At 44.0% G+C, this 25582-nt stretch carries 25 protein-coding genes; 12 read left to right on the plus strand and 13 right to left on the minus strand.

All coding sequences use genetic code 11. The features are described from left to right. Nucleotides 1-145 precede the first annotated feature (145 nt). Complete coding sequence (locus DFO72_RS14995; RefSeq protein WP_113882449.1) at nucleotides 146-1840, minus strand: methyl-accepting chemotaxis protein; 1695 nt, start codon at nucleotides 1838-1840, stop codon at nucleotides 146-148. A 182-nt stretch (nucleotides 1841-2022) separates the two neighbouring features. Between DFO72_RS14995 and DFO72_RS15000 the strand changes: the two genes are divergently transcribed. After that, nucleotides 2023-2508 carry a hypothetical protein gene (locus DFO72_RS15000; protein WP_113882450.1) on the plus strand — a complete coding sequence of 162 codons (486 nt, stop codon included), beginning with the start codon at nucleotides 2023-2025 and terminating at the stop codon, nucleotides 2506-2508. A gap of 45 nt (nucleotides 2509-2553) precedes the next feature. Here the strand turns inward: DFO72_RS15000 and DFO72_RS29500 are convergent, their stop codons facing one another. Next, nucleotides 2554-2703, minus strand: a complete 150-nt coding sequence (locus DFO72_RS29500; protein ID WP_166672491.1) for a hypothetical protein — start codon at nucleotides 2701-2703, stop codon at nucleotides 2554-2556. Nucleotides 2704-2869: 166 nt separating this feature from the next. Here DFO72_RS29500 and DFO72_RS15005 point away from each other — a divergent pair, with 166 nt between their 5' ends. The 7 genes from DFO72_RS15005 to DFO72_RS15035 all read left to right on the plus strand — a co-directional run bounded on the left by DFO72_RS15005 (nucleotide 2870) and on the right by DFO72_RS15035 (nucleotide 7139). Next, nucleotides 2870-3574: a DUF421 domain-containing protein gene (locus DFO72_RS15005; RefSeq protein ID WP_113882451.1), complete on the plus strand. Its 705-nt coding sequence runs from the start codon at nucleotides 2870-2872 to the stop codon at nucleotides 3572-3574. A 17-nt stretch (nucleotides 3575-3591) separates the two neighbouring features. Beyond that, entirely contained in the window at nucleotides 3592-4584 is a 993-nt protein-coding gene (locus DFO72_RS15010; RefSeq protein ID WP_166672492.1) for a DUF3231 family protein, read from the plus strand. 94 nt (nucleotides 4585-4678) lie between these two features. After that, nucleotides 4679-5491, plus strand: coding sequence for a hypothetical protein (locus DFO72_RS15015; protein ID WP_113882453.1), 813 nt, complete (start codon nucleotides 4679-4681; stop codon nucleotides 5489-5491). Nucleotides 5492-5684: 193 nt separating this feature from the next. After that, on the plus strand, nucleotides 5685-6170 hold the full coding sequence (locus tag DFO72_RS15020; protein WP_113882454.1) for a sigma-70 family RNA polymerase sigma factor: 486 nt from the start codon (nucleotides 5685-5687) through the stop codon (nucleotides 6168-6170). Nucleotides 6171-6457: 287 nt separating this feature from the next. Further along, on the plus strand, nucleotides 6458-6676 hold the full coding sequence (locus tag DFO72_RS15025) for a DUF1659 domain-containing protein (RefSeq protein WP_113882455.1): 219 nt from the start codon (nucleotides 6458-6460) through the stop codon (nucleotides 6674-6676). Between the two features lie 37 nt (nucleotides 6677-6713). After that, nucleotides 6714-6932: a DUF2922 domain-containing protein gene (locus tag DFO72_RS15030; protein WP_113882456.1), complete on the plus strand. Its 219-nt coding sequence runs from the start codon at nucleotides 6714-6716 to the stop codon at nucleotides 6930-6932. A 69-nt stretch (nucleotides 6933-7001) separates the two neighbouring features. Then, nucleotides 7002-7139 carry a YvrJ family protein gene (locus DFO72_RS15035; protein ID WP_113882457.1) on the plus strand — a complete coding sequence of 46 codons (138 nt, stop codon included), beginning with the start codon at nucleotides 7002-7004 and terminating at the stop codon, nucleotides 7137-7139. Nucleotides 7140-7304: 165 nt separating this feature from the next. Here DFO72_RS15035 and DFO72_RS15040 read toward each other — a convergent pair whose 3' ends face one another. From DFO72_RS15040 to DFO72_RS15090, 11 genes are all read right to left on the minus strand, one after another. Beyond that, complete coding sequence (locus DFO72_RS15040; RefSeq protein ID WP_113882458.1) at nucleotides 7305-8177, minus strand: AraC family transcriptional regulator; 873 nt, start codon at nucleotides 8175-8177, stop codon at nucleotides 7305-7307. A gap of 84 nt (nucleotides 8178-8261) precedes the next feature. Beyond that, nucleotides 8262-8711, minus strand: a complete 450-nt coding sequence (locus DFO72_RS15045; protein WP_113882459.1) for a helix-turn-helix domain-containing protein — start codon at nucleotides 8709-8711, stop codon at nucleotides 8262-8264. A gap of 173 nt (nucleotides 8712-8884) precedes the next feature. Continuing rightward, on the minus strand, nucleotides 8885-10633 hold the full coding sequence (locus DFO72_RS15050; protein WP_113882460.1) for an FTR1 family iron permease: 1749 nt from the start codon (nucleotides 10631-10633) through the stop codon (nucleotides 8885-8887). Nucleotides 10634-10645: 12 nt separating this feature from the next. After that, nucleotides 10646-11917, minus strand: coding sequence for an iron uptake transporter deferrochelatase/peroxidase subunit (gene efeB, locus DFO72_RS15055; RefSeq protein ID WP_113882461.1), 1272 nt, complete (start codon nucleotides 11915-11917; stop codon nucleotides 10646-10648). Nucleotides 11918-11922: 5 nt separating this feature from the next. Further along, nucleotides 11923-12783, minus strand: coding sequence for an iron uptake system protein EfeO (gene efeO / locus DFO72_RS15060; RefSeq protein ID WP_395858173.1), 861 nt, complete (start codon nucleotides 12781-12783; stop codon nucleotides 11923-11925). 187 nt (nucleotides 12784-12970) lie between these two features. Further along, the gene (locus DFO72_RS15065) at nucleotides 12971-14482 is read right to left on the minus strand and encodes a malate:quinone oxidoreductase (RefSeq protein ID WP_113882462.1); all 1512 of its coding nucleotides are present in this window, start codon (nucleotides 14480-14482) and stop codon (nucleotides 12971-12973) included. A 274-nt stretch (nucleotides 14483-14756) separates the two neighbouring features. After that, nucleotides 14757-15698, minus strand: a complete 942-nt coding sequence (locus DFO72_RS15070; RefSeq protein WP_113882463.1) for an aminoimidazole riboside kinase — start codon at nucleotides 15696-15698, stop codon at nucleotides 14757-14759. 20 nt (nucleotides 15699-15718) lie between these two features. Then, nucleotides 15719-17158 (minus strand): glycoside hydrolase family 32 protein, encoded by a 1440-nt coding sequence (locus tag DFO72_RS15075; protein WP_113882464.1) that lies wholly within the window; start codon nucleotides 17156-17158, stop codon nucleotides 15719-15721. Between the two features lie 30 nt (nucleotides 17159-17188). After that, the gene (locus DFO72_RS15080) at nucleotides 17189-18598 is read right to left on the minus strand and encodes a sucrose-specific PTS transporter subunit IIBC (RefSeq protein ID WP_113882465.1); all 1410 of its coding nucleotides are present in this window, start codon (nucleotides 18596-18598) and stop codon (nucleotides 17189-17191) included. A gap of 148 nt (nucleotides 18599-18746) precedes the next feature. Continuing rightward, complete coding sequence (locus DFO72_RS15085; RefSeq protein ID WP_113882466.1) at nucleotides 18747-19736, minus strand: LacI family DNA-binding transcriptional regulator; 990 nt, start codon at nucleotides 19734-19736, stop codon at nucleotides 18747-18749. Nucleotides 19737-19831: 95 nt separating this feature from the next. Continuing rightward, nucleotides 19832-20743: a hypothetical protein gene (locus tag DFO72_RS15090; protein WP_113882522.1), complete on the minus strand. Its 912-nt coding sequence runs from the start codon at nucleotides 20741-20743 to the stop codon at nucleotides 19832-19834. 417 nt (nucleotides 20744-21160) lie between these two features. Here DFO72_RS15090 and DFO72_RS29995 point away from each other — a divergent pair, with 417 nt between their 5' ends. From DFO72_RS29995 to DFO72_RS15110, 4 genes are all read left to right on the plus strand, one after another. Next, nucleotides 21161-21550 carry a nuclease-related domain-containing protein gene (locus DFO72_RS29995; RefSeq protein ID WP_243856174.1) on the plus strand — a complete coding sequence of 130 codons (390 nt, stop codon included), beginning with the start codon at nucleotides 21161-21163 and terminating at the stop codon, nucleotides 21548-21550. 371 nt (nucleotides 21551-21921) lie between these two features. After that, nucleotides 21922-22653: a GntR family transcriptional regulator gene (locus DFO72_RS15100; protein ID WP_113882467.1), complete on the plus strand. Its 732-nt coding sequence runs from the start codon at nucleotides 21922-21924 to the stop codon at nucleotides 22651-22653. Then, nucleotides 22646-24187: a gluconokinase gene (gene gntK / locus DFO72_RS15105; protein ID WP_113882468.1), complete on the plus strand. Its 1542-nt coding sequence runs from the start codon at nucleotides 22646-22648 to the stop codon at nucleotides 24185-24187. The genes DFO72_RS15100 and gntK overlap by 8 nt, the downstream gene beginning before the upstream one ends. A gap of 15 nt (nucleotides 24188-24202) precedes the next feature. Beyond that, nucleotides 24203-25549 (plus strand): GntP family permease, encoded by a 1347-nt coding sequence (locus DFO72_RS15110; RefSeq protein ID WP_113882469.1) that lies wholly within the window; start codon nucleotides 24203-24205, stop codon nucleotides 25547-25549. Nucleotides 25550-25582 lie beyond the last annotated feature (33 nt).

Consider the following 25582-nt stretch of genomic DNA (forward strand, 5'->3'; position numbering starts at 1 on the left):
GCGTACAGAGAAGGTGTGAACCAGGCATCCAATGCCTGGTTCACTTTTTTAATAGATTAATTAACCGTCTAACTTCCCAACACTCTAGAGCAGCTTTTGGGGAGTTCGGCGGCCTTTTTAGCCTCGCCTTGCGCTTTTCTAATTGCTATGCCCTATAATGGCTTGTCAGTTCAGATAATGACCCTGACAGAGAGTTGAGTTTCATCCCAATTTTATCCGTTTTCTCCATTTGTCCTGTTTGAATAACACTGGCAGCAAGCATCTCTTCTGCACTGGCCAATGTTTCCTGTGAAACAGATGAGAACTGTTCAGCTCCCTGTTCAAGCTGCGGCAGCGTTTTTTCCAGGCCTTTCAGCTCCGTTTGCATGGTTTGGAGCTTTCCGCTTACATTAGAAATCTCATTCATCAGCTCGTCCAATGATATTTTAGATTGGCCTGCCATCTCAAGATTGCCTTTTATCTCCGTATGGAGCTGGTCAAATTCCTCTGAAGCCCTGAGAGTTATATTCTCCATATTTCTTATTCCCTGAGTGATATCTTCTGCAGCACCCGCAGATTGCTCAGCCAGTTTCCGGACTTCTCCTGCGACCACGGCAAAGCCTTTCCCTGCCTCTCCTGCCCGGGCAGCCTCGATGGAAGCATTTAAGGATAACAGCCTTGTTTGTTCAGCAATCCCTTTTACCATTCCGACAAGATTTGTAATCGCTAAGGAATGGTCTTTGACCTCTTTTATTGTCAGGGTCAATTTTCCAAACTCCGAGCCAAAGGAATGAATGGCAGCGATCAGATCACTGATGCTGTTCCCGCCGCGCCTGGCAGAATCATTCATCACCTCCGAGCTGCGGTTTACACTTTGCATATGCAGAAACATGTCTTCAAACTTATCTTTCATTTCTTTGAAACTGGCCGCACTATTTTCAGAACTGGCTGCGGTTTGCTCTGCCCCTAACTTCACGAGGTGAATGGCTGATACCAGCTGCTGCCCGCTTTCAAGAGCACTGAAGGATGAACCTTTCAGCTCATTGCCCGTACTCTCCAGCTCCTTCGTTGTGCCGGTCAGCTCCCGCAGCAGGCTCCTCATTTGTTCAATCATGCTGTTATAACTTTTCTGCAGAGAAACAATTTCGGGAATTTCTGTATGAATCTCAAGCGGGTTTTGCAGGTTTCCTTCCCGGACCTCCCGCATGGTGTTTCTTAATAAGTTCAAAGGCTTCGTAATTTTTCTGACAAAAAGACTGATAATGGCTGAAGCCGCAGATAAACTGACCACAATCGCTGCAATCATAAAATACCCGATTGCATGCACATCAGACATATAGGCTTTTGCCGGGATGAGGACTACATAGACGCCGCTAATTTCCTTCATCTCCTGAAAGGCCGCAGTATAATCTATCCCGTTCATCTCAATGTGTATGACGCCATTTTTCATTGTGGTGATCTCATTGATCGTATCCCTTGAAAAAGTGGCATCCGTTTTGCTGCTGACCTTAAAAGGCGTAATCTTGTTATCTGCAAGATAGAAAAAATCAGAGTCAATCCCATCCGACTGCAGCTTTTTCTGCTGAGAACGGACACTGGCCTCGAGCTGCTGCTTAAAGTACGCTTCATCACTGACATACACAAACTTTAAGTTTTCCGCTATGTATCCCATTAATTCCGCTTCTCTTGCCAATCTATCCTCAATGGTTTTGATTGCCATGTCCTTTGTTTTAAGATAGGAACTAAATCCGACTGCCGCTATCGATAGCAGCAGCAGGGTAAAAAACAGTGCCAATAATCTTGTGCCCAGGTTCAGCTTATGGCTGAAGGCTTCCGCAAAGTTTTCCAGCCGCTTCTTCATTTATCCAAAACCCCCAAACTATCATACTAATGACCTATAAGGAAATTATACAGAGCGAATGTAAATTTCATGTAAAGATTGGGTGAAAAGTAATGTTTTGTAAATTTACAAAGGAACGTAAAGTAGGCTGTTTTAATATATTGGTTAAATCCGAGGCATTATTTTAAGAACGGGGGAAGAACATGACCAATTTTCAATATTTCACGGGGACGGTTACGCAGATTTCGGATTTTAACAATGAAGGCTGCCAAAAAATCATTTCCGCTGCTAATGGAATGGGGGGAACTGTCAATTTCATCGTATCCCCGTCCACTTACGTTTTAGATCAATCCAAGCTGTCAGCGGGAGACATCATTACTGGATATTATGACGGCAATGCTCCTGTTCCGCTGATATATCCTCCTCAATACCGTGGGCTTGTGGTCGTAAAACATACTTCTCACCAAAATGTGAAAACAGATTATTTTAATAGCCAGCTAATCAGCGGTGATGGCCAACTGCAATTAAACGTCTCGCCGTATACCCAGATGGTGCTGACAAATGGGCAGGCCTTTACCGGCAGCCCTGCAAACAGAGACTTAGTTGTCATCTATGGTCCGTCTACCAAAAGCATCCCTGCCCAGACCACACCTTATAAGATCGTTGTTTTGTGTTTATCCTCCACATGAAAAGGAGTGCCCGGGATGGGCACTCCTTTTTTTCAAGGCTAGCATTTACTCATCATCCACTTCGCCGTCGCCAATTTCATCCTCTTCTTCCACATCTTCAACCTGTTCGTCTTCTTCAGGCTTTTCATCGTTTCCGCAGCCCGTTAACGTTAAGATAGATAGAGATAGAAAAAGCATCAATAAGTATTTTTTCATTTATCTAACCTCCTTTCGCTTAGTTTTTCAAAAAGGCAAACTTTATATGTACTGTTAACTACTGACAAACCTTCCTTTTGAATAATTGCAACTGGATAGGAAAACACTTTTATAAAGCTGTAATATGTATGCTTACTTTTTATGCTGACAAAAGGATGTGCCATAGATGGATTTTATTCAGAGCCAGCATTCACTTTCTGTCATGGAGTGGGGACTTAGGGCTGTCATCGCTTATTTCTTCTTAGTCATTGTCGTCAGAGTGCTGGGGCAGCGTGCCATTTCCCAATTAAGGCTCCTTGATTTAGTAATGGCTTTCGTCATAGGCAACATTATTGCCCATCCCTTATCAGATGAGGAGCTTGGATTAAAAGGTTCAATTGTTACAACCATTGTGCTGGTATTGCTTTACCTGATCAGTCTATTTAGTATTCTGAAATGGCCAGCAGTCAGAAGACTGGTAAACAGCAAGCCCATCATCATTGTGCAGAATGGCGAAATCATATACAAAGGCTTAAACAAAGCAAGGATTTCTATTGATGTGCTGCTGGAGGAACTACGGGAGAAAAAAGTGGATGATGTAAAAAAGGTAGCGCTGGCTCTATGGGAAGCAAGCGGGAGCATATCCTTTTTTTTAGATCCTAAATATGAACCCATTACACCCGCTTACCTGCAAAGGAATGCAGAACCATTCGATATGCCAAGAACCATTATTAAAGAAGGCAAAGTGGATAAAACGGTGCTGCAAACCATACAAAAGGACGAAAGATGGCTAATCGCCCATTTAGAACGTTTCTATCAGACAGAAATTAATAATGTTCTGTTAGCTACCATGGACAGCAAGGGCACCTTGAAGGTATTTTTATATCATTAATTTGGCTAAAAGGAGTGATGGCAGTGCTTTCTAAAGAGCCGACGGTCTCTGAAATCTCAAATATTTGGTCATCGTATTTAAAAAACAGCATGGAGCAGCAATTTTTCACTTATTTTTTTCAAACTGCAGAGGACCGGAAAATTAAAAAGATTGCCGGAAGATTGCTGCATCAATCCGAGAAAAATCTTAAGCAGCTCCAGGATTTTTTCAGTAAAGTGAATCTCTCCGTTCCCCGCGGCTTTACTGAAAAAGATGTAAGGCTCAATGGACAGAAATTATTTTCAGATCATTTCATTTTATTTTTTTGCCATGATATCACCCAGCTTTCATTGAGCACATACCCAAGTGCCCTATCAGAAAGCACCCGTAAAGATATTCGGGATTATTTTGAGATCACTCTTAAATTCACGTTAAAAATACAGAATGAAATCGTAGATTTAATGTTATCTAAAGGCATTTACCAAGAGCATCCGCAATTAAAGATGGAGGATCGGATCGAGTTTGCCCGCAGTCTTAAATACTTAAATGGGTTCATGGGCGGGTCCAGACCGCTGAATGCTCCTGAAATAGCGAATATATCGAGAATTATTCACAGAGCGCAATTCTCAAAAATGATCTTTGTGACCTTCAGTACTATTGCTGAAAGCAATGAAATGAAGGACCATTTCAGCAAAGGAAGGGATTTAACCGAGAAAGTATTATCTTCCCTTCGAGATATTATGAAAAATGAACAGATTCCCCTGTCCTCATCAGGAGATTATCAAATTTTTGACGTGGACATTCCTCCATTCTCCGAGAAGATCATGCTATTTTTTGTAAACACTTGTCTCGGCATCTTCTGCTTCACCATGATCAGCCAGGCCCTGACCTCCAGTCTCAGATCCGATATTGTTATAAAACTGCTGAGCATTTCCAAAGACATGTCCCTCTTTTACGGAAAAGGCCTGCTGATTGCCATAAAGCAAAAATGGCTCGAACAGCCGCCACAGGCGGCAGGGAGACGCGTATAAGAGTTTTCACCATTCTGTCACATCTTTCTCCAATCACCCTGTCTTTTTCCCCCTTTCATTTCGATTATCAGAGATGAAAGGGCGGTGCAAAGATATGAATCTTAAATCAGGGAGTGTGGACCAATTTGGACAGTTTTCGAAGTTTAAAGATCTGCAGGAATTTAATGCCCATCTTGAAATGTGGCTTACCGTACATAAGAGTGAGTTCTCAAAGGGAGAACTTGTTGGGCTGAAACAGATCGTTCGTTTTGCCGCGAAGGTACCCGGTGTTTCCAATACCAAGATCGGGACCGTTTTAAAGGCCATTCATATGGAATACAGCGGCAATGGCATTTCCCGCTCAACTTTTAAAAGAATGGCAGCCAAGGCCGCAAGCCTCGGTCTCTTTAGTGTTCTTGAAACGGAAAGAAAAAATGGCTCCCAATCCAGCAACTTATATGTATTTAATCGTTTTCCCAAGAGTGAGCCACCCAAAAAGGAAAAAATGGACCACCCTAATAAAACTAGCAATCATTCTAAAACTAATAACATTCAAAAGAATACTAAACGTACCGAAACCGAACTTGATTACAGCTTTACCAGCGATCGTGTTCCAAAAGCATTTACAGAACTTGCCCGTTACTTTTTTCCGGAAGCAAAGCAGATCGAGGAGTATTGGAGAATGACGGCCATTGCTGCATACAAACACAATTGTGAACAAAAAGTGAACGTTGTGCAGGAGATAGCTATCGATGCTTTTAAACAGCTGATCCGGAAAATGAAAACCTGCACAATCGCCCGTCCTATCGCGTATTTCTATGGAATTTTAACGAGAAAATTTGAAGAGAAGTACTATGAAGAATTATTCGAAATGGGCTTTTCAGCGCGTAAAGAGGATTTTTTTGCTGAATTTTTTTATAAAAAATAAAAAAACTTCGTTACTGTCCGTAACTCTTAAGTTAGACCCCCTAAGTCCGGACTTAGACCCCCTAACTCCCGAGTTAAGGGGGCTTAACTGCCAATTTACGACTTTTTACCAATTCGCAAAAAAATGATAAAAAAGCTATGTTTGAGCTACCCGGGAATACTTAGAGAGCGCGCTTTCCTGAAGGGAATCCAGTATGGAGAGCTTTGAGCAAGTGGCAGCACAATTTGAACCGATGATTCACCAGATTATCCGATCTTTAAACATCTATCAAAATCAGGAAGACTATTTTCAGATTGGCCTGATCCGGCTTTGGGAGGCATGGAATCTATTTGATCATACAAAGGGAAAGTTTCTGACCTTCGCCTATACCATCGTTAAACAGAAGCTGATTGATGAATTGAGAAAAACCAGGATGCAGAAAAACAGCACTGTCACCCGGAGTGAAGAATTCTGGTCATCAGCGGAATCTTCCTATACACATCAGCCACTTGAAGAAGAGCAGCTGCTTTCTTACTGCAGCAGCCTCACCAAAAATCAGACCATCTGGGTTCTATCGGCTTTCCTCTATGATTTGACAATCAACCAGATCGCCGAACAGCATGGAGTAACCGTTTCAGCGGTAAAAGCCTGGAAAAAAGGGGCCCTGACAAAACTTAGGACCACACTTCAGCAAGATTAATTAGAAAAGCAGAAACGCCTTGCCTGCAAAGGAACGCAGACTAGGAACGCCACGTCCTGCGGCAGCGTCTGCATGATCCCCATCCTGGGGACTCCTCAAGGGGGTAGGCGCTCCTCCTAAAAGCTGACGCTTTTAGTCATGCGGTGATTAGACTGTCGATGCATTGAAGCTAGACAGTTATCGGCATCAAAATTTTATCCCTTTCTTATTTGTTAAAAATTTTTCCCGCACCCTGTCTTTTTACACCCTTCATTTCGATTATATAGGTGAAAGGGAGGTGAGCAGGAATGGCAAAGGCAATCATCATTGATTCAAAGCTTCGCCTGGTTTTTGAAACAGGATTGAATGGACAGGGCAAGCCTGTCTACAAATCAAAAACCTACAACAGCGTGAAGCAATCCGCTACAGCGGACCAGCTTTTCACAGTGGGACAGGCAATCGCAGGATTATCAAGCTACCCGCTGGCTGAGCTGAACAGAAATGACAGCTTCGACATTTTAGGCTAATGCTTGTCGAAAATATCTAAAGCAGGAGGTGAAAGGAATGGCGAAGACACTTGAAATGACATTTGAAACGGAACTGGGCAAGGAAACCAAATTATCGGTTGACAGCCCAAAGGAGCCTATTGATCCGGCAGCTGTGAAGGCAGTGATGGAACAGATCATTGCAGTGAATGCATTTGACGGCAATGGCGGTGACCTTGTTACTGCCAAAGGGGCTAGATTAGTAGAACGAAATGTAACAGATTATGAATTAGTGTAAGGGAATGAGGCCGGATTCTTTGGAACCCGGCCATTTTTATAGCTTGTAAAAAAGAAAGGAGCATGCATGATGGAACAGATGGTCACCCTGATCAGCGAACTCGGCTTCCCGATTGTGGTCACGCTTTTTCTGCTGAACCGAATCGAAGCCAAGCTTGATGTGGTCGTGTCCTCAATCCAGGGATTGCCGGATCAGCTGAAAGAATAGAAATGTGAAAAGTTTAGCGTCCTGCCCACCCCCGACGGGTAGGCGTTCCTCCTAAAAGCTGGCGCTTTTAGTCGTGCAGTGATTAGACGGCCGATGCTTTCCTATTGGAGCTAGACAGGAGTTTAATACTTATTTTAAAAAGGGTGGACTCCATAGTAAGGAGTCCTATTTTTTTAAAACCGGAATCCAGATTTCACTGCGGAAAGTGGGCGAAGCCGTATCTTTGCTTTCATTCCAGAGGATTTCTGGTCCTTCTATTTGCTGATAAGATGATGAAGGGAACCATTCTGAGTAAATCCGTCCCCACACATTCTGAAGCGTCTCCGGAAACTGGCCCACTGCTTCAAATACCGCCCATGAACAGGCCGGAACCTCAAGAGATGCCATCCCCTCCGGGCATTCCTTTGCAGTGGCAGCTCCGATGTAATGGTCCAGCTCACCCTTTTCTTCCATTCTGCCTTCAGAAAAATTGGCTGAAGCACTGATCAGGCCAAACGGCTCTGTATCCGATACACTCTTGAGCCTAAGAATCATTTTTTCATCTAAACTCTTCCACATGGCTGCTATTTCCGGATTCACTCCGTTAAAAATGATCGGCACCCGCTTCTTTAAGCCCACAATTCGAAAGGCATCTTTTTCTTCTATACGATAGTTCATTTCATTTCCTCCCTTAATAGATAAATGAAAGGTCATCGGCGGATAAGCCTTAAGAGCGTGGCCATTGCTCCTGGCTTCTGAAGGAGTGATGCCATGAAGCTGCTGGAATGCCCTCGTAAACGAATCAGGCGAGCTATACCCATATTTGAACGCTACATCAATGACCCTGGCATTCTTATCCTTCAAGTCGAAGGCAGCCAATGTCAGCCGTCTCCTGCGGATATACTCGGAAAGTGATACACCGGCTAGAAAGGAAAACATTCGTTTAAAATGGTATTCCGAGCAAAATGCAATCTTTGCCAGTTCTTTGAAGTCAATTTCATCCGTTAAATGTTCTTCAACATACCTCATCGCCCGATTTATATTTTGCAGCAAATCCATATTGATGACCTCCTTGTATCTACAGAATAACAGGAGCTGCATGGTGTGCGCCCGACAATCCATGCACAAGAATGCAGGGTTGCGTTACTCATTTTTATATTTCTTTTTTAATGTGTCAGAGAAAATTGCACCGCCCAGCATTAAGAATAAAGGACCGAAATTCCAGAAAAATGATCCGCGAAGAGGGAACTCTAATTCAGTAAAATGATTAAGGCCTAAAATGCTTAGTTTAATGATTAACATAGCGGATCCTATCAGAAATAAACAATCAAAAAATACTTTCAATCTTGGATAAGCTAATTGCCTGCTGTCCTTTATCACTTTCTCCGTCAAATCCTCATCACTCCTTAATAATTCATCAATCGTAACCCCAAACAGATCACTCAGTTTAATAATAATTTCAATGCTGGGATAGTTCTGCCCATTTTCCCATTTAGAAACAGACTGGCGGCTCACAAACAGCTTTTCAGCCAGTTCCTCCTGGGACCATCCTCTCTCTTTCCTCTCCTTTTTAAGCTTCTCGGCAAAAATCATATTTACAATCACCTTTCTGCAAATCGATACTCCCATTATGGTGAATTTTTTGGCCAAAAGTAAAGATAGGAATGGTTGCAGGGGGCCGCACGCAAAGGTTGCTAAGGTTTTACACGTGCTTTTACAGCAAAAAACCCCAACCACCAAGGTTAGGGTTAAAGTAAGACCGAATGTTAAGCTTTTGACAGGCTGCCTCTCATATCGGGCTTATTGCTCTGCTTTTTTAGAATGACACTCGTAAAGACAAAAATGGAAACGAGCACAAGCTGTGGTATGGCAGATTCCCAGGTTGGATAAAAGCCCATCCAGTTAATGATCGGCAAGCTGCTGATCTGGGTGGTTCCCAGCTTATTGGTGATTTGCAGGGCATGTATGCTTACCCCCAGGATCTTAAAGGCCAGGAAGTAAATCAGAGCCGTCGCAATCTTAAAGTAAATACCAAACGCGATCTTTTTACTGTAGCGGATAAATAAGAAGGCAAATAAGCTTAATATCACAACAGCGACGCCTATGCCCGTTAGCAGGTTTCCTTTGCTGATTGAAGGGGCCATTCCGCCATAAAAGATGATCGTCTCCGCTCCTTCCCTAAAAATAGACAGGAAGCTGACGAGAGACATGGAAATAATGCTCCCTTTTGATAGAGCAGAGCCAAGCTGCTTTTCAATATATTGGTTCCATGCTTTCATATTAGATTTTTGGTGCAGCCAAACGCCGACACCCATCATCATAATCACGGCAATGATGCCTGTTACGCCTTCGATTACTTCCCGGTTTGCTCCCGCTGTGGCAGCCGAAAACACCTGGCTAATGAAAACGGCCGCAGCGATGCTCATGATGAATCCTCCTGCCGCTCCAGCCCAGATCCACTTTTGCTGGTCCCGGGCGTTCGCTTTGTTTAAGAAGGCGATGAGCGCCGATACGATCAGCAATGCCTCCATGCCTTCGCGAAGCATGATTAAGGCAGCATCCCAGAATGTATAATTTTGTTTCTCCTGCAGCAGTTCGATTGCCTGTTTATGCTGCAGAATTTTCTTTTGAATGGCATCCAAATCAGCAGAGGAAGAAGACAACTTTCCAGCTATGACAGGAATTTCACTTTCAAGCTTTGTATATAGGGACCCGTTCCTTGTCCGCACATCTCCTTCTACAGATGGCCAGACTGTCAGAAACTGCTGCAATCCTTCAACAGCTTCGTCTTTTCTTCCGCTTTCAACTGCCTGTGAAACTTCTTCTAAAATGTCAGCTAAAGTCTGCAGGGTAAAATTGTTTTCTTCTGTTTTAATTTCTTTTCCAGATACAAATTCGCGGAAAGCAGAGGATAAGGAATCACTGATGCCCCTCATTTGGGCAAAATCCTTTTCATCCTGTGTTAAGGAGATCCGCAAAAAGCCCATTTGTGTTTCGATTTTTCCGTAATGAGGAATGCTTTGGTCACGGACCATTTTTTCCTTTCGATTCCACATCGCTAAAAGATTCCTATATTGATTGCTGACTTCTTCTGCATTTTCTTCTGTTATGGCTGCAGATAAGTCCTCCAGAATGGGGTTAAAGGCATTTTTCACTTCTTCCCTTTGTTTCTCTTTGTCTACAGGGTTTTGTTCCTTTTCAAAACCAACCAGAGCATGGGATACGTTCGTTAATGCCTGAAGCGTCTCCTCCTTCTGATGATCTTCGAGAACACTCGTTAACTTTGAAATCGCCTGGCCGACCTTTTTTGCTTCATTGCTGTCCGTTTTCTCCACTTGCTGCCAGGACTGATCCAGCTCTGCAGCAAGCTTTTCAGCTGTTTCCCAGTCATCAGCCTTTACTTTCATAATGGCATCTCCGACTAAAATAAACAGGTCGCTGTAATCCTCTTCGGCGTCAGCGATTGGCGGAAAAAAAATATATAAGCATAATACCAGTAAAACCAGTTTTTTCATTTCAGCATCTCCCTAATCAAACAGCTCGGCGCCAAGATAGCTTCCTTTTTTCACACCAGGAAAGCAAGCAAATAGCGCGCTGCCGCGATGGGTTATATATTCATTTAACTTATCCATACGTCCAAAACTATTCTGGATGTTGATGAATTGCTGCGGGTTCTTCTGGAACGAGATAAACAGCAATCCGGCATCAAAAGAGCCAGTGTCAGAGTTAATTCCATCCGAGTAGGAAAAAGAGCGCCTCAGCATGCGGTCTTTCACCTGTCTTGCCAAGAATACATGCGAATTTTCAGGAACCACTGACTTTCCATTTTCTTTCCGCTCGATTTCCATTTCTGAAAACTCATCGCTCTTCCCAATAGGCGCCCCTGTGTCGCGATGCCGGCCAAAGGTCGCTTCCTGTTCACGCAAAGCGGTCCGATCCCAGGTTTCAAGATGCATTTGAATCCGTCTGAATGCCAAATAAGATCCTCCGGTCATCCAGCTTTTTGATTCACCCGGCTGCACCCATACGACATCATCCATTTCTTTCGGGTCATCCACATTTGGGTTGCCTGTGCCGTCTTTAAAGGCAAACAGGTTTCGGGGCGTCATTTTTTCTTTGTCTTTCATTCCATAAGAATTGAAGCCGGTCTGTGACCATCTCATCGTTACAAGTCCTCTCGCCGCACGGATTAAATTCCGCACCGCATGGAAAGCAACCTGCGGGTCGTCGGCACATGCCTGAATGCAGATATCTCCGCCGACATACCGCGGATCGAGCTGATCCTTTGGGAAATGAGGCAAATCATTTAGTTCCTCCGGCTTCATATGTTCCAGTCCAAGCTCCTTTTTCTCAAATAAACTCGGACCCACGCCAAAGGTTAAGGTCAAATGTGAGGCATCAAGCCCGACAGCCTCTCCTGTATCCGGAGCGGGCAGCAGCTTGTTCGCTGAATCGGGTTCAACTATCTGCCCATTCATGAGCTTTACACTATAACGGGTCCAAAGCTGGAACATTTCTTTTAATTCAGCTTTCGATTTGGCTGTACAATTCAGGGACACAAAGTAAGCATGTTCAGGATTTTTCGTCAGGATGCCTGATTGATGCTTGCCGTAGAAATTCACTTTGTTCCTGGATTCCTGGTTATCATCAACAAATGGAGTTTCTCCAAAGGAGGTCAAGATTCCCGAGAATCCTGTAGCCCCCAGAATCATGCCCGCGCTCCCAATCCCGGCTGTTTTCAGCATCTCACGGCGGGAAAACTCTTTTTCAAAAAAAGATTTTTCCTTTTTCGTACTCATATTGATCACTCCACAACTATGGCCATTTGACTTAAAGGTTCTCCTAAATTATCAACTGCTGCTGACAATGCCTTGGTATCTTCCTGTGTCAGTTTTTCATAGGATACATATCCGCCGTTTCCATCCTCGTATTTAGCGAGCAGCTCATCCAATACTGTAAAGTTTTCATCCAGCTCCTTCACAAGGCCGGCGTCTTTTTCCGTCAGCTTCTCTTTGAAGATTTCAAAGATCTTCTCTGCGCCTTCCACATTGGCTTTAAAGTCATACAAGTCGGTATGAGAGTAAATTTCTTCTTCACCAGTAATTTTGGATGTGGATACTTCGTTTAAAAGATCAACAGCCCCTGTAATCATTAAATCAGGAGTTACTTCAACTGTTTCCACCTTCGCACGCAGTTCTTTTACATCCTTCAACAGCTGGTCAGCTGCCTCTTCATATCCCTCTGTTGTACCTTCTTCCCAAAGTCCATATTCAATTTTATGATAGCCGGACCATTCTTCTTCTCCCTGTCCTTCTGCCTGGATGTCAGCCAAACGGGCATCAATTCGCGGGTCAAGGTCGCCAAAGCTCTCTGCAATCGGCTCTGAACGCTCGAAATACATCCGTGCTGGTGCATATAGCTCCTTTGCCTTTTCCACGTCTCCGGCCTTCACTGCTTCTGTAAATCCTTCAGTAGCCTTCACGAATTCATCCAGCTGCTCTATGGCAAACTGCTTGTATGCACTAACTTCCTTTTCTGTATTGCTTGCCTCCGTCCCGGCACTCGTTTCTTTTTCTGGTGTTTCATGTGAAACATCCTCACCGCAGCCAGCTAAAATGCTGCCTGACAGCATCAAGATGCCTGTTACTTTCATAAACCTGTTCATATGTAAGCCTCCAATAATATCAATCTATTAGTCCTGTTAACAATGATAATCATTATCATCTGTGTAGTCAATACAATTTCTGTCAGATGCAAAATTAATCTAATGCCAGGACTGGAAGCGGTTTCCTAATTGTTTTTACAAAAAAAGAACCCCCAAACCGAATTCGGCCCGAGGGTTCCTATCTTAATCAGTTATAAGCAAGCTCCTGCTTTTTTTCCTTTTCGCTGAGACCAAGCACCTGGGCTGTAGATTCGTGAATCTCACGGAACAGCTCAGGGTTTTCAAATAGTGACATGCCGTAGGACGGAATCATTTTCTTAATTTTAAAATGCCATTCGTCCATTTGCTCAGGGAAACACTTCTGCAATACTTCGAGCATGACATTAACGGCTGTTGAAGCACCCGGTGAAGCTCCGAGCAGGGCAGCAACCGTGCCGTCAGACGCACTGACTACTTCTGTGCCGAATTGCAGGGTTCCTTTTCCGGCAGGTGTATCCTTGATGACCTGCACACGCTGGCCGGCCACTACGACACTCCAGTCTTCGCTCTTTGCGTTTGGAATGAACTCACGCAGTTCTTCAACGCGCTGTTCATGGGATAGCATAACCTGCTGAATCAGATATTTTGTCAGTGCAATTTCCTTTGCACCTGCAGCCAGCATGGTGATGACATTGTTCGGCTTAACGGATTTGATCAGGTCCATATTGGAGCCTGTTTTCAAGAACTTCGGCGAAAAGCCGGCAAACGGGCCAAACAGCAAGGATTTCTTGTTATCAATAAATCTTGTATCCAGATGGGGCACGGACATTGGAGGAGCACCTACTTTGGCTTTTCCGTACACCTTCGCATGATGCTTCTCAACGATTTCCGGATTGTTGCAGACAAGGAACAGTCCGCTTACCGGGAATCCGCCAATATGCCTGGATTCAGGGATGCCCGTCTTCTGCAGCAGATGCAGGCTTCCGCCGCCGCCGCCGATAAAGACAAATTTCGCCTGATGGTTTTCGATTGTGCCGCTTTCCATATTCCGCACTTTTACATTCCATGATCCATCGCCGGCACGCTTCAAATCCTCCACGCTGTGCTGATAATGAACATCGACATTTTTGCTCTTTAAATGGTCAAACAGCATGCGCGTTAACGCACCGAAGTTGACATCCGTTCCAGAGTCAATTTTTGTGGCTGCAATCGGCTCATCCGATGTACGGCCTTCCATCATCACCGGAATCCATTCCTTCAGCTTTTCAGGATCATCGGAAAATTCCATGCCCTGAAACAGCGGATTAGCTGACAGCGCTTCCAAACGTTTTTTCAGAAACGACACATTTTTTTCCCCCTGAACAAAGCTCATATGAGGGATTGGCATAATAAATTCCTGCGGATTGCGAATCAGGTTGTTTTCTACAAGATAAGCCCAAAATTGTCTGGAAAGCTGAAATTGTTCATTGACATTAATCGCTTTAGCGATATCTATTGATCCATCGGATTTTTCGGATGTATAGTTAAGCTCGCACAATGCAGCATGTCCCGTCCCTGCATTATTCCATTCGTTAGAGCTTTCTTCTCCTGCGCTAGCGAGCTTTTCAAACACTTTGATTTCCCATTCAGGTGCTAACTCTTTCAGTAAAGACCCCAAAGTCGCGCTCATGATTCCGGCACCAATTAAGATAACGTCTGTTTTATTCTGTACGCTGCTCATTATAAACCCTTCCTTATCCCAGAAATTTGCCAAAAACTGTAGGCGCTTTGCTCAGGCTTCACCACTAGAAAGGCATCACCCAAGGACGCACCTTTTCCGTCACACAAAATACACATTCTATTCTATTATAATGATTGATAGGGTAAGATAGCTAGCATTATCTGATAATTATATACTATTTTAGACAAATTAGAAAGAGGGCGGGGGTTTTGGGAACCAAAACAGCAGACAAAACTTTTCCAGTATTGGAAGGTTTGTCTGCTGTTTGGTAAATTTATTTCTTTTTAAGGATTTCCTGCACTTCCTCCAGGCAGGGAAGGCCGGTCATAGCGCCTTTCCTGGTGACAGCCAGACCTCCTGACACATTTGCGAAGCGAATCATCGAGGCCATCTCGTCATGCGTATGCTCCTCCAAGGTTTTAGGTGATTCATTTATGCAATAAAGGAGTCCGGAAACGAATGCATCTCCAGCACCGGTGGTATCCACCACCTTGTATGGCAATGCAGGAATTTTCCCGATCTCATCTTTATAGCGGAAGATGCAGCCATCACCGCCCAATGTAACGATTGTCAGCTTATTTTCAGGCAGCCGGGCTATTCCTTCTTCCATATCACGGGATCCGGTTAAAAAGGTGAGCTCCTCCTCCGAAATTTTTACAATATCGGCATAGGGGAGAGCCGCAAAAATCTCTGCCTTTGCCCTTTTCTCGGAATCCCACAATCCCAAGCGGAGATTTGGATCATAGGAAATAAGCATATCCTTTTCCCGGGCCCTCTTCACTGCTTGAAGGGCTGCAGTTCTCGAAGGCTCATGAATCAGTGAAATTGAGCCAAAGTGAAATATCTTGTATTCTTCAAAAATGGACCAGTCTATCTCATCTTTATTCAGGAAACGATCTGCACTTGGACTAATGTAAAAACTAAAATCCCGTTCACCAGAGGGCTCTAACGTCACAAACGTAATACCTGTCCGCGCTTCATCCGTCAGTTTTATATATTGTGTATGAACCCCGTATCCCTCCAAGGTATCCTTCAGAAAATGTCCGAGCACATCGTTGCCGACTTTCCCAATAAAGGCGGCCTTCCCTCCAAGCTGGGAGACTCCAACCGAAACATTAGCCGGTGCCCCGCCCGGAGCCTTTTGATAGGTAGTATTATCAGAATCCAGGGGAATAAAATCTATCAGAGCTTCCCCTAAACATAGAACTCCTTTCATAGTACACCTCCTTAAAAAAGTTATTTATCCTCAAGATTCCACATGGATACCGAAAAGCCTGCATCCCCGCTAAAAAGGATCGTCTCATCCTCAGGATCAGGGAAATATCGTGCAGTGAACACTTCCTCTCCGCCATTTATGAAAATTTCCAGTGAAGACTGATCCATAAACACATGCAGTTTGGATAGACTTGAAATTTTGCAGATTCTTGACTCCTGCATTCCTGTCTTTACATTTCTTCTTTGAAGCTGGATTTCCTTTTGATCTGGATTATAAGTAAGAGAAGCCTCATTCCGGAAATCCATTTTGAATATTCCCTTTCCATTCTTAAAGGATTCCAGCATCAGTTCGGCCGTTTTTCCACTTAATCCGTCCAGCTGCAGGTTTGCTCCATTTATCTCCACATCATTGATCTCCGTTTTACCTTTGCGGAGGTTTTTGAATTCTTCCACAGGAATCTGTATAAGCCTTCCGTTTTTCATATCAAGCACTCTTGGCATGGTCAATGCGTGGATCCAGCGATAAGGGACAGTCGGCTGGCTGGATTCGGCTTCATCTGTAATGCCCATCCACCCATAAAGAATCCGCCTGCCTGAATCGTCTTTAAACGTTTGCGGTGCATAAAAATCAAAACCGCGGTCAAGCTCTGCAAAGGAACCATGTTTAAACTTCGCTTTTTCATAATCAAGCTTTCCGGCAAAATACCCTGATTGAAAAAGATTATGGTATTCATACCCGCTCGGCTCAAGCCCCTGCGGTGAAACAAGTAATATCTCCTGGCCATCCAGCTCAAATAGATCCGGACATTCCCACATATAGCCGAAGTCTTCCAGACCATTCATCCATGCACCGGCAATCTTCCCTTTTTCCTCCCAATGGTATAAATCCTTCGAAGCAAACAGGACAGCAGCCCCCTCCTGATTGAGTGTCTGAGCGCCAACAATCATATAGAAGCTCCCGTTCTTTCCCCAGACCTTCGGATCCCTGAAATGAGCGGTATACCCTTTCGGCAGCTCCAGGACAGGGCCCTTTTTGTCAAAATGGATTCCATCCTCTGATATGGCAAGGCATTGATAAGTCTCACGCCTCCCATCTTCATTTTTCACGTTTCCTGTATAAAAGAGATAAAGCTTTCCTTCAAACTCTATCGCACTGCCGGAATAACATCCATTCCGGTCATACCACTGATCAGGAGCAAGCGCGATTGGCTCCTCCTTCCAATGGACGAGATCCCTGGATGAATAATGGCCCCAATACTTGGCACCATGAGCAGTATCAAACGGATTCCATTGATAAAAGACATGGTAAATACCCTTAAATTGGATTAAGCCATTAGGATCATTCAGCAAGCCGACAGGCGGCATGAGATGATACTTCAGGCGGTTAGGATCCTGCCTAACCAAATGCCTGTTTCTTTCTGCTTCCTCGCTGGCCTTCTTGAAAAAATCGATTTCAGTCATATTAGAACATCCTTGCTGTTGAAGTTTCTGTTACTGTACCTGTTCCACTTCTTTCTTTGCCTTATCGGAGAAGCCAAACATCCAGGTCAGGGCAAAGGCCACTGCGATGGCAATTACATTGACTAAAATATACTGCAGAACCTGGCCATTTAAATAAAGAAGGGTGCCTGGAATAACAGTAACGGCCATTCCTGTCGCTTTCAGCTGAAGCAGGGAGGCAGCGAACCCGCCGGCAGCTCCGCCAATCAGTCCCATGACAAACGGCTTGCCGTAGCGCAGATTGACACCGAACAAAGCCGGCTCGGTTATTCCCAAAAACGCAGATAAAGCAGATGGGAAAGCCAAAGCCTTTAATTTGGCTGATTTTGTTTTTAAAGCAACTGCTAAGGTTGCACCGCCCTGTGCTGCAACGGCACATGTAACAATTGCGTTGTAAGGATTGCTTTTATACTGAGCCAACAGCTGAATCTCCAGCATATTGAAAATATGATGAACACCAGTGATAACAATAAGCTGATTAAGACCCCCGATAAGAATGCCGCTGATGCCGAACGGCCATGAGAGCACAGTTGTGGTAACATCCAGGATGCCTTGCTCGACCATATGAAATAGCGGTCCAATGACAAGAAGCGATAATCCAATCATGATCAGAAGGGTTAAGAACGGGGTAATAATTAAATCCAATGCATCCGGCACCCGTTTTCGAATGACCCTCTCCAATTTTGCCCCAATAATCCCGGCAATAAAGGCTGGAAGGACAGAAGCCTGATAGCCTACAACAGGAATGAATCCAAAAAAGTAAATCGGTTCAACATTTCCGCCTGCCACATCCCACGCATTTGGCAGGGAGGGACTCACAAGCATCAACCCTAGAATTAAACCGATGATTGGAGTCCCGCCAAACACTCTAAAGGTTGACCAGGCAACAAGTGCCGGCAGGAAGATAAATGCTGTATCCGTCAGTACCTGCGTAAATAAAATGAAATTTTCTGACACATCCGATGCCGTCATGCCGAATAAAGCGAGAATTTCCTCCTGCATTACCATGCCGCGCAATCCCATAAAGAGTCCTGTCGCGACAAGGACTGGAATGATCGGCACAAATACATCCCCGAATTTCCGGATCGCCCTCTGGAAAGCAGAACCGCTTTTAACAGCTTCTTTTTTCTGCTCTGATGCTGACATGGATTCAATGTCCAGGCCGGATACTTCCTCATAGACTTTATTAACTGTTCCCGTGCCAAAAATAATCTGATATTGGCCAGAGTTGAAGAAAGCCCCTTTTACCTTATTGATGCTTTCAATCTTTTCCTGATCAATTTTTTCCTTATCATTCACCATGATCCGCAGCCTGGTCGCACAGTGGGCTACTGAGTGAACATTCTCTCTGCCCCCGACAGCGTCAATTAATTCTTCCGCAATTTTACGATACTCCGTCATCCTCTTCACCCCTATTTTCATATGTTTGTGGAATCGATTCCACATTGGATAAAAAATAATGGAATATTCCGTTGTGAAATCGATTCCATACCAGCAAAAATAAAAGTGTAATCGATTAAACTTACTTATGAAATCGATTACACACCCATTATATACTTTCTCTTTCAACAAGTCTATATCTAACTTTTCTGTTTATTCCCGTCCCGTGTTCACCCTTAATTTTCTGAAGAATTAATAAGGCTGCCTCCCGGCCTGCATCTTCAAAGGAAAAATCGATGGTTGTCAATCCCGGGGTGATATATTTGGAAAGCTCCGATCCGCCCATTCCGGCTATCGCAACATCATCGGGAACGGAATATCCATTTTGTCTGAGGTATTGTAAAGCGCCAATCGCCAGACGGTCCGTCACCGCAAGAACCGCTTGGGGTTTACTATCAGCAGATTCCATGATCCTCTTCATACACTCAGACCCTGAATCTATATCGAAAATTCCTTTTTGGAGCCAGCTTTCTTCGACTGGTAGCTGATGCTCCTTCATTGCGTCCAGGTATCCCTTTTTCCGGAGATAACCCACCGCACGGTCAGCTTCATCCACGCCTATAAAGGCAATTTTCTCATATCCCTTCTTGATTAGCAGGCCAGCCATGTCCCTCGCAGCCTGATATTCATCAAAAATCACACTCGTCAATTCTTCTGCCTGCTGACCCACCATAATAAAAGGGATTTTCAGCTGACAGATCTCCTGAATCAATTCCGGCTGCACGTTTGTAGCTGACAGAATCATGCCGTCCACATTCCTGCTTTTGAGAAGCCGTATATATTCTATCTCTTTTTCAGCATGAAGATTTGTATTAGCAAGAAGAATCTGATAGCCTTCCCTGGCCAATACGTCGTCAATGCCATTAACCAGACGGCTGGACGTTTCGGTGCTGATCTTCGGCAGAATAACCCCAATAACCTTTGTTTTTTTCGTGCGGAGTGACTTCGCATGGGCACTTGGAACATAACCGGTCTCCTCAATTACGTGCAGGACCCTTTTCCTTGCATCCTCACTCACATAACCGGAATTATTTAAAACCCTTGAAACAGTCGTCCTAGAAACATTCGCCCTTTCTGCTATTTCCTTTATGGTAATCATCTAAATCCTCCCGCGCAAAAATAGTCTATTATCATTTTACACAAATGAAGGGAAAAGGAAATAGCTTGTGTATGGCCGGACGAATAGATCACCCATTACCCCCGCCTGATTAGCGCTCGCCGCCGGTCGTGAAGAACCAGGAGAAGTATCATCCCCATCATAACGCCCAATACAATACCGGCCTCCGTGCTCAGCATCCGTGCCAGCGGGTACTCCGGGCTGGACTGAAAATCTGGGCGAATGATGGAAAAGAGGTTATAAGAAAACAGCATGCCCGACGAAATCCATGCCGCTGCCATGGGCGGCAGAAACTTCCTCGATCCGCGGCGGGTGATCAGCACTAATAGTCCCCACGCCCCCACTAATGCCCAGCCGCCTGTACTTAGCGTCAAGAGACGCCACCACAAATCACGGGAATCCAGCATGCTTGGATCTATGCCAAGGGTTCCTCCTGCCGCCCAGAACACCTTTATGGCACCGAGGAGAATGCACCCCGCTGCAGCGAGTCTGCCTAACGTGATTTGCAGCTGCCTGGTGTGTCCCGGCACCTCCACGCAGTCGATTGGACCACCTAGCGCCTCCGGCCACCGCGCCTTGGCATATCCTGCTAAAGCCAATGGCAGGCAAATACCGGCCCCAACGAGAGAAACCATAACAAAGACCTGCTCGTAAACCCAGAAGTCAGCAGCACCTGCTTCCTGATCCAGAGCCATTGCAGCCGGGCCAAGGACAGGAGCCAGCAGCAGCATGGGAACGAGAAGACCGGTACCCAGCCAAACGGGCAGAGCCACCAGCCAAGCAGGCAGCCGTTCACCCCACGGCCTGCAGAACGCCATCGCCAGCAGGATGCCAACCGCAGCGACAACCCCGGTAGCTGCGTTAATCCCCCGCCAGCTGGCATCGCCCATTTGCTCTGTCGGAAGAAAGAGGCCAAACGTCCAGGCGATTTTAATCAGCAGATAAGGAGTCACGGCTATGGCGGCGCCATAACCAAAGATTCGGCGCATTTTTATCAGACTTGAGGATGTCTGGTCTGCATTTTTCAAATTAATCCCTCCTGTTTATTGGCTAAATGGATTATTCAATTTCTTCACCCTTTACGTGCAGTAACATTGGAATTGTATTCCATTCAGTAACCTTTAATGTATTAATACTTCTTTAAAATTGGTAAATAGTAAATAAGCTGATCTTCGATTTTAAGAAGAGGATTTAAAAAAGGACTCTTTTATTTTATTTGTTATTTTTGAAATTGCTTATAAAATAAGCCTTAAGGACAAGAAAGGAAGTGGAAGATGTTAGTTAAAAGAAGATCGGAACCGGATGAATTAATATCTATGAGATATTTGAACACCCGAATGTGTTAACCAAAAAGGAAAAGCTGCAGTATTCAAACCTTGAAAAAGGCTATGAAGGAGAGGTGAAATTTGACCATCTCGCAGAAAGCATGCAGCAAGAGAGATTTCATTAATGATTTGCTATTGGAGGTAAACAACTCCTACTTTCAAACTGATACCCTGATTATTTCAGAAACTATGATCCATCTATTAGAAATAAAGAATTTCCAGGGAGACTGGCACTTGGATTCTGACAAGCTTTATACCGTGACCTCCGGCAGAGAATATAAAAATCCCATTTACCAATTAAAAAGAAGTGCAGCCCTGCTCCAAACCCTCAAGCAAAATTATCCCGTTGAAGCCTCCGTTGTTTTCATTAACCCTGAATTCACCTTATATCAAGCTCCGATGGAACAGCCTATTGTTCTTCCAACCCAAGTTAACCGCTTTATGAAAGATTTGAATACTATGAACAGCTAAAAAAAGGGTGCATTGCAAAACATGTCCATCTTTACTGCAAACTATAAAAAACAAGGACCTCGTATGCGAAAAGTGCGGAGGGCATAAAAAGATTGAGCATCAACTTCGGACTACCACTCTCCGGTTTCTGCTCCCACTGTCCGAATATGCGCCTACTTCGGACTCTTCCTCTCCGGTTTCTACCCCTATTGTCCGAATAAGCACCTGCTTCAGACTAGCTTCCCGTTTTGAGCTGCCAGCATCAGCGCGCACTTGCGAGGACAAAATTCGACACCAACAAATAAAGCGTTTGCATTTTCACCAATTTCATTTATAATACTTGTATACAAGTATACACGTATACTTAATGTCATTTTAAAAAGGTGATTTTTATGAACGAATCCAATGACTTCCTATATCCCCAAAAGTGGCTTTCTAAAGCTTCCACTGGTGATCGCGTAGCCTATGAGCTTAGAATGCGCATTATTGCCGGCTTGTTTGAAAGCGGTACCATACTTTCAGAAAATAAACTGGCCGGAGATTTTGCAGTAAGCCGTTCACCCGTTCGTGAAGCATTAAGAACACTGGCATCTGAAAATATCATCCGATTAGAAAGAACGGGTGCTGTCGTTGCCGGATTAACAGAAAAAGAAATAGAAGAGATTTATGATGTTCGTCTAATGATCGAAACGTTCGTATTTGAACGTCTCATAAGTATGGATACAAATGAATTAGCAATGGAACTTAGCAAAGTATTGGAAATGATGAAGGTCGCTGTAAAGTATCAGGATGCTGATGAATTTTCATATCAGGACATCCTGTTCCACGACATCATCATTCGATCTATTGGCCATTCCTATGTCTTATTGATCTGGAATAATTTAAAACCCGTAATGGAAAGCTTTATTCTTTTGTCCATGCGCGTGCGATTCAAGGAAAATTACGAAGACCTTACTCGGATTTTAAAAAACCATGAACTATATATTGATGCTATCAAAACAAAAGACAGAGACCTCATGATTAAGTCTTTACACGAAAATTTTGATGATGTTCAAGGGAAAGTAGACGACTTATGGAGATCACAACAAATGCTATCCAAAGGGGTTAAACAACAAGATGACTAGCTATATGTTAGGGATTGATATTGGAACCACCAGTACAAAAGCCGTGTTATTCAGTGAACAAGGTGAAGTTATTCAGCATGAGAATATTGGATATCCGCTGTACACACCGGATATTTCGACAGCTGAACAAAACCCTGAAGAGATTTTTTCAGCTGTACTGCAGTCCATAGCGAATATTATGAAAAACCATTCAGATAAAAGCCTGTCCTTTGTCTCTTTTAGCAGTGCGATGCATAGTGTTATCGCAATGGATAAAGATCACCTGCCGCTTACGCCAGTCATCACCTGGGCAGATAATCGCAGCGAAGCATGGGCGCGCAAAATTAAAGATGAATTGAATGGACATGAGGTATATAAACGGACTGGAACACCGATTCATCCTATGTCACCATTAAGCAAAATCGCCTGGATTGTGAACGAACGCCCTGAAATCGCCCGCAAAACAAAAAAATATATTGGCATTAAAGAATATATCTTTAAGAAGCTCTTTGATGAATATGTTGTCGATTATTCACTGGCTTCATGCATGGGAATGATGAATCTTAAAACATTGGATTGGGACGAGGAGGCGCTGGCGATTGCAGGGGTCACTCCGGCACAATTATCCAAACTTGTGCCGACTACAAAGATGTTCAAGAACTGCAATCCTAAATTAGCCAAACAAATGGGCATCGATCCCCAGACACCTTTTGTCATCGGCGCAAGTGATGGAGTGCTTTCAAATCTGGGTGTTAATGCAATTAGAAAAGGTGAGATTGCCATCACCATTGGGACAAGCGGTGCCATACGGACCATTATTGACAAGCCCCAGACGGATGAGAAAGGGAGAATCTTCTGTTATGCCTTAACGGAAAATCATTGGGTGATTGGCGGACCGGTAAACAATGGAGGGATGGTTCTTCGCTGGATCCGGGATGAATTTGCCTCTTCAGAAATCGAAACAGCCAAAAGACTAGGCATTGATCCGTACGAAGTATTAACAAAAATTGCAGAACGCGTAAGACCAGGTGCAGACGGCTTGCTATTCCATCCGTACCTGGCAGGTGAACGTGCTCCTTTATGGAACCCGGACGTGCGCGGATCATTCTTCGGATTAACCATGTCACATAAGAAAGAACATATGATTCGGGCAGCGCTAGAAGGCGTTATTTATAATCTATACACTGTGTACTTGGCATTAGTAGAATGCATGGACGGGCCCGTAACCCGGATTCAAGCAACGGGAGGATTCGCAAGATCTGAGATTTGGCGGCAGATGATGTCCGATATTTTTGAATCGGAAGTTGTCATACCTGAAAGCTATGAAAGTTCATGTCTCGGTGCCTGTATTTTAGGATTATATGCCACAGGAAAAATCAGCTCCTTTGAAGCCGTTTCTGAAATGGTGGGCGATACCTTTAAACATACCCCGCAAGAAACGGCAGTAAAAGAATATCGACAATTGCTGCCGATTTTCATTCATTTATCAAGAACGTTAGAAGATGATTACACATCGATTGCAAATTATCAGCGAAGATTAGTACAGCGTAACTAACAGGAGGAGTTTACAATGCCATTAGTAATAGTTGGAATTGGAATCATTGCCTTATTAATACTAATAATGGGTTTAAAATTAAATACCTTTATTTCATTAATCATTGTATCATTTGGTGTTGCTTTAGCACTCGGAATGCCGCTGGATCAAATTGTCAAGACCATTGAAGCAGGATTAGGGGGAACGCTGGGTCACTTGGCACTCATATTTGGACTTGGCGCCATGTTAGGCAAGCTGATCGCCGACTCTGGAGGCGCACAGCGAATAGCTATGACCCTTGTGAACAAATTCGGTGAAAAGAATATTCAATGGGCCGTAGTGGCAGCATCATTTATTATTGGTGTAGCATTATTCTTTGAAGTAGGACTTGTATTATTAATTCCGATCGTATTTGCCATTTCAAGAGAATTGAAGATATCAATCTTGTATCTTGGGATTCCAATGACAGCAGCTCTATCTGTCACACATGGATTCCTGCCTCCTCACCCAGGGCCAACTGTAATAGCGGGTGAATTTGGCGCAAACATTGGTGAAGTGCTGCTTTATGGTCTTATCATCGCTCTTCCTACGGTGATTTTAGCAGGACCGGTATTTACAAAAATTGCAAAAAGGCTAGTACCTGAATCATTTACAAAAAGCGGGAGTATCGCCTCTTTAGGTGAGCAGAAAACATTTAAGCTTGAAGAAACTCCTGGTTTTGGAATCAGTGTATTTACAGCTTTACTTCCTGTTATTTTAATGTCGATCGCAACGATTATTACATTGCTTCAAAAAACATTGGGATTTGAAGATAATAGTATTCTAGCCGCAATCCGTTTTATTGGTGACGCCGGCACTTCGATGCTGATCTCCTTATTGGTTGCCATCTATACAATGGGACTGGCGAGGAAGATTCCAATCAAAAATGTGATGGAATCCTGTACAACAGCTATCACCCATATCGGGATGATGCTCTTGATTATTGGCGGAGGCGGTGCCTTTAAACAAGTATTAATTGATGGCGGTGTTGGTGACTATGTAGCAGAGCTATTCAAAGGAACAAACTTATCACCGATTTTGCTTGCATGGATTATCGCTGCCATCCTGCGGATTTCATTAGGGTCTGCCACAGTGGCAGCATTAACAACAGCCGGTTTAGTCATTCCGATGCTGGGCCAATCGGATGTTAATCTTGCATTAGTGGTACTTGCAACAGGTGCAGGGAGCTTAATTGCTTCACATGTTAACGATGCCGGCTTCTGGATGTTTAAAGAATACTTTGGATTAAGCATGAAGGAAACGTTTGCAACATGGACCTTGCTTGAAACCATTATATCTGTTGCTGGATTAGGATTTATTTTATTGATAAGCTTATTTGTATAAACTATATAAGGCAATGGAACCCTACTTCCTATA

It is taken from the genome of Cytobacillus oceanisediminis, assembly GCF_004366035.1.
Taxonomy (GTDB): domain Bacteria; phylum Bacillota; class Bacilli; order Bacillales; family Cytobacillaceae; genus Cytobacillus; species Cytobacillus oceanisediminis_C.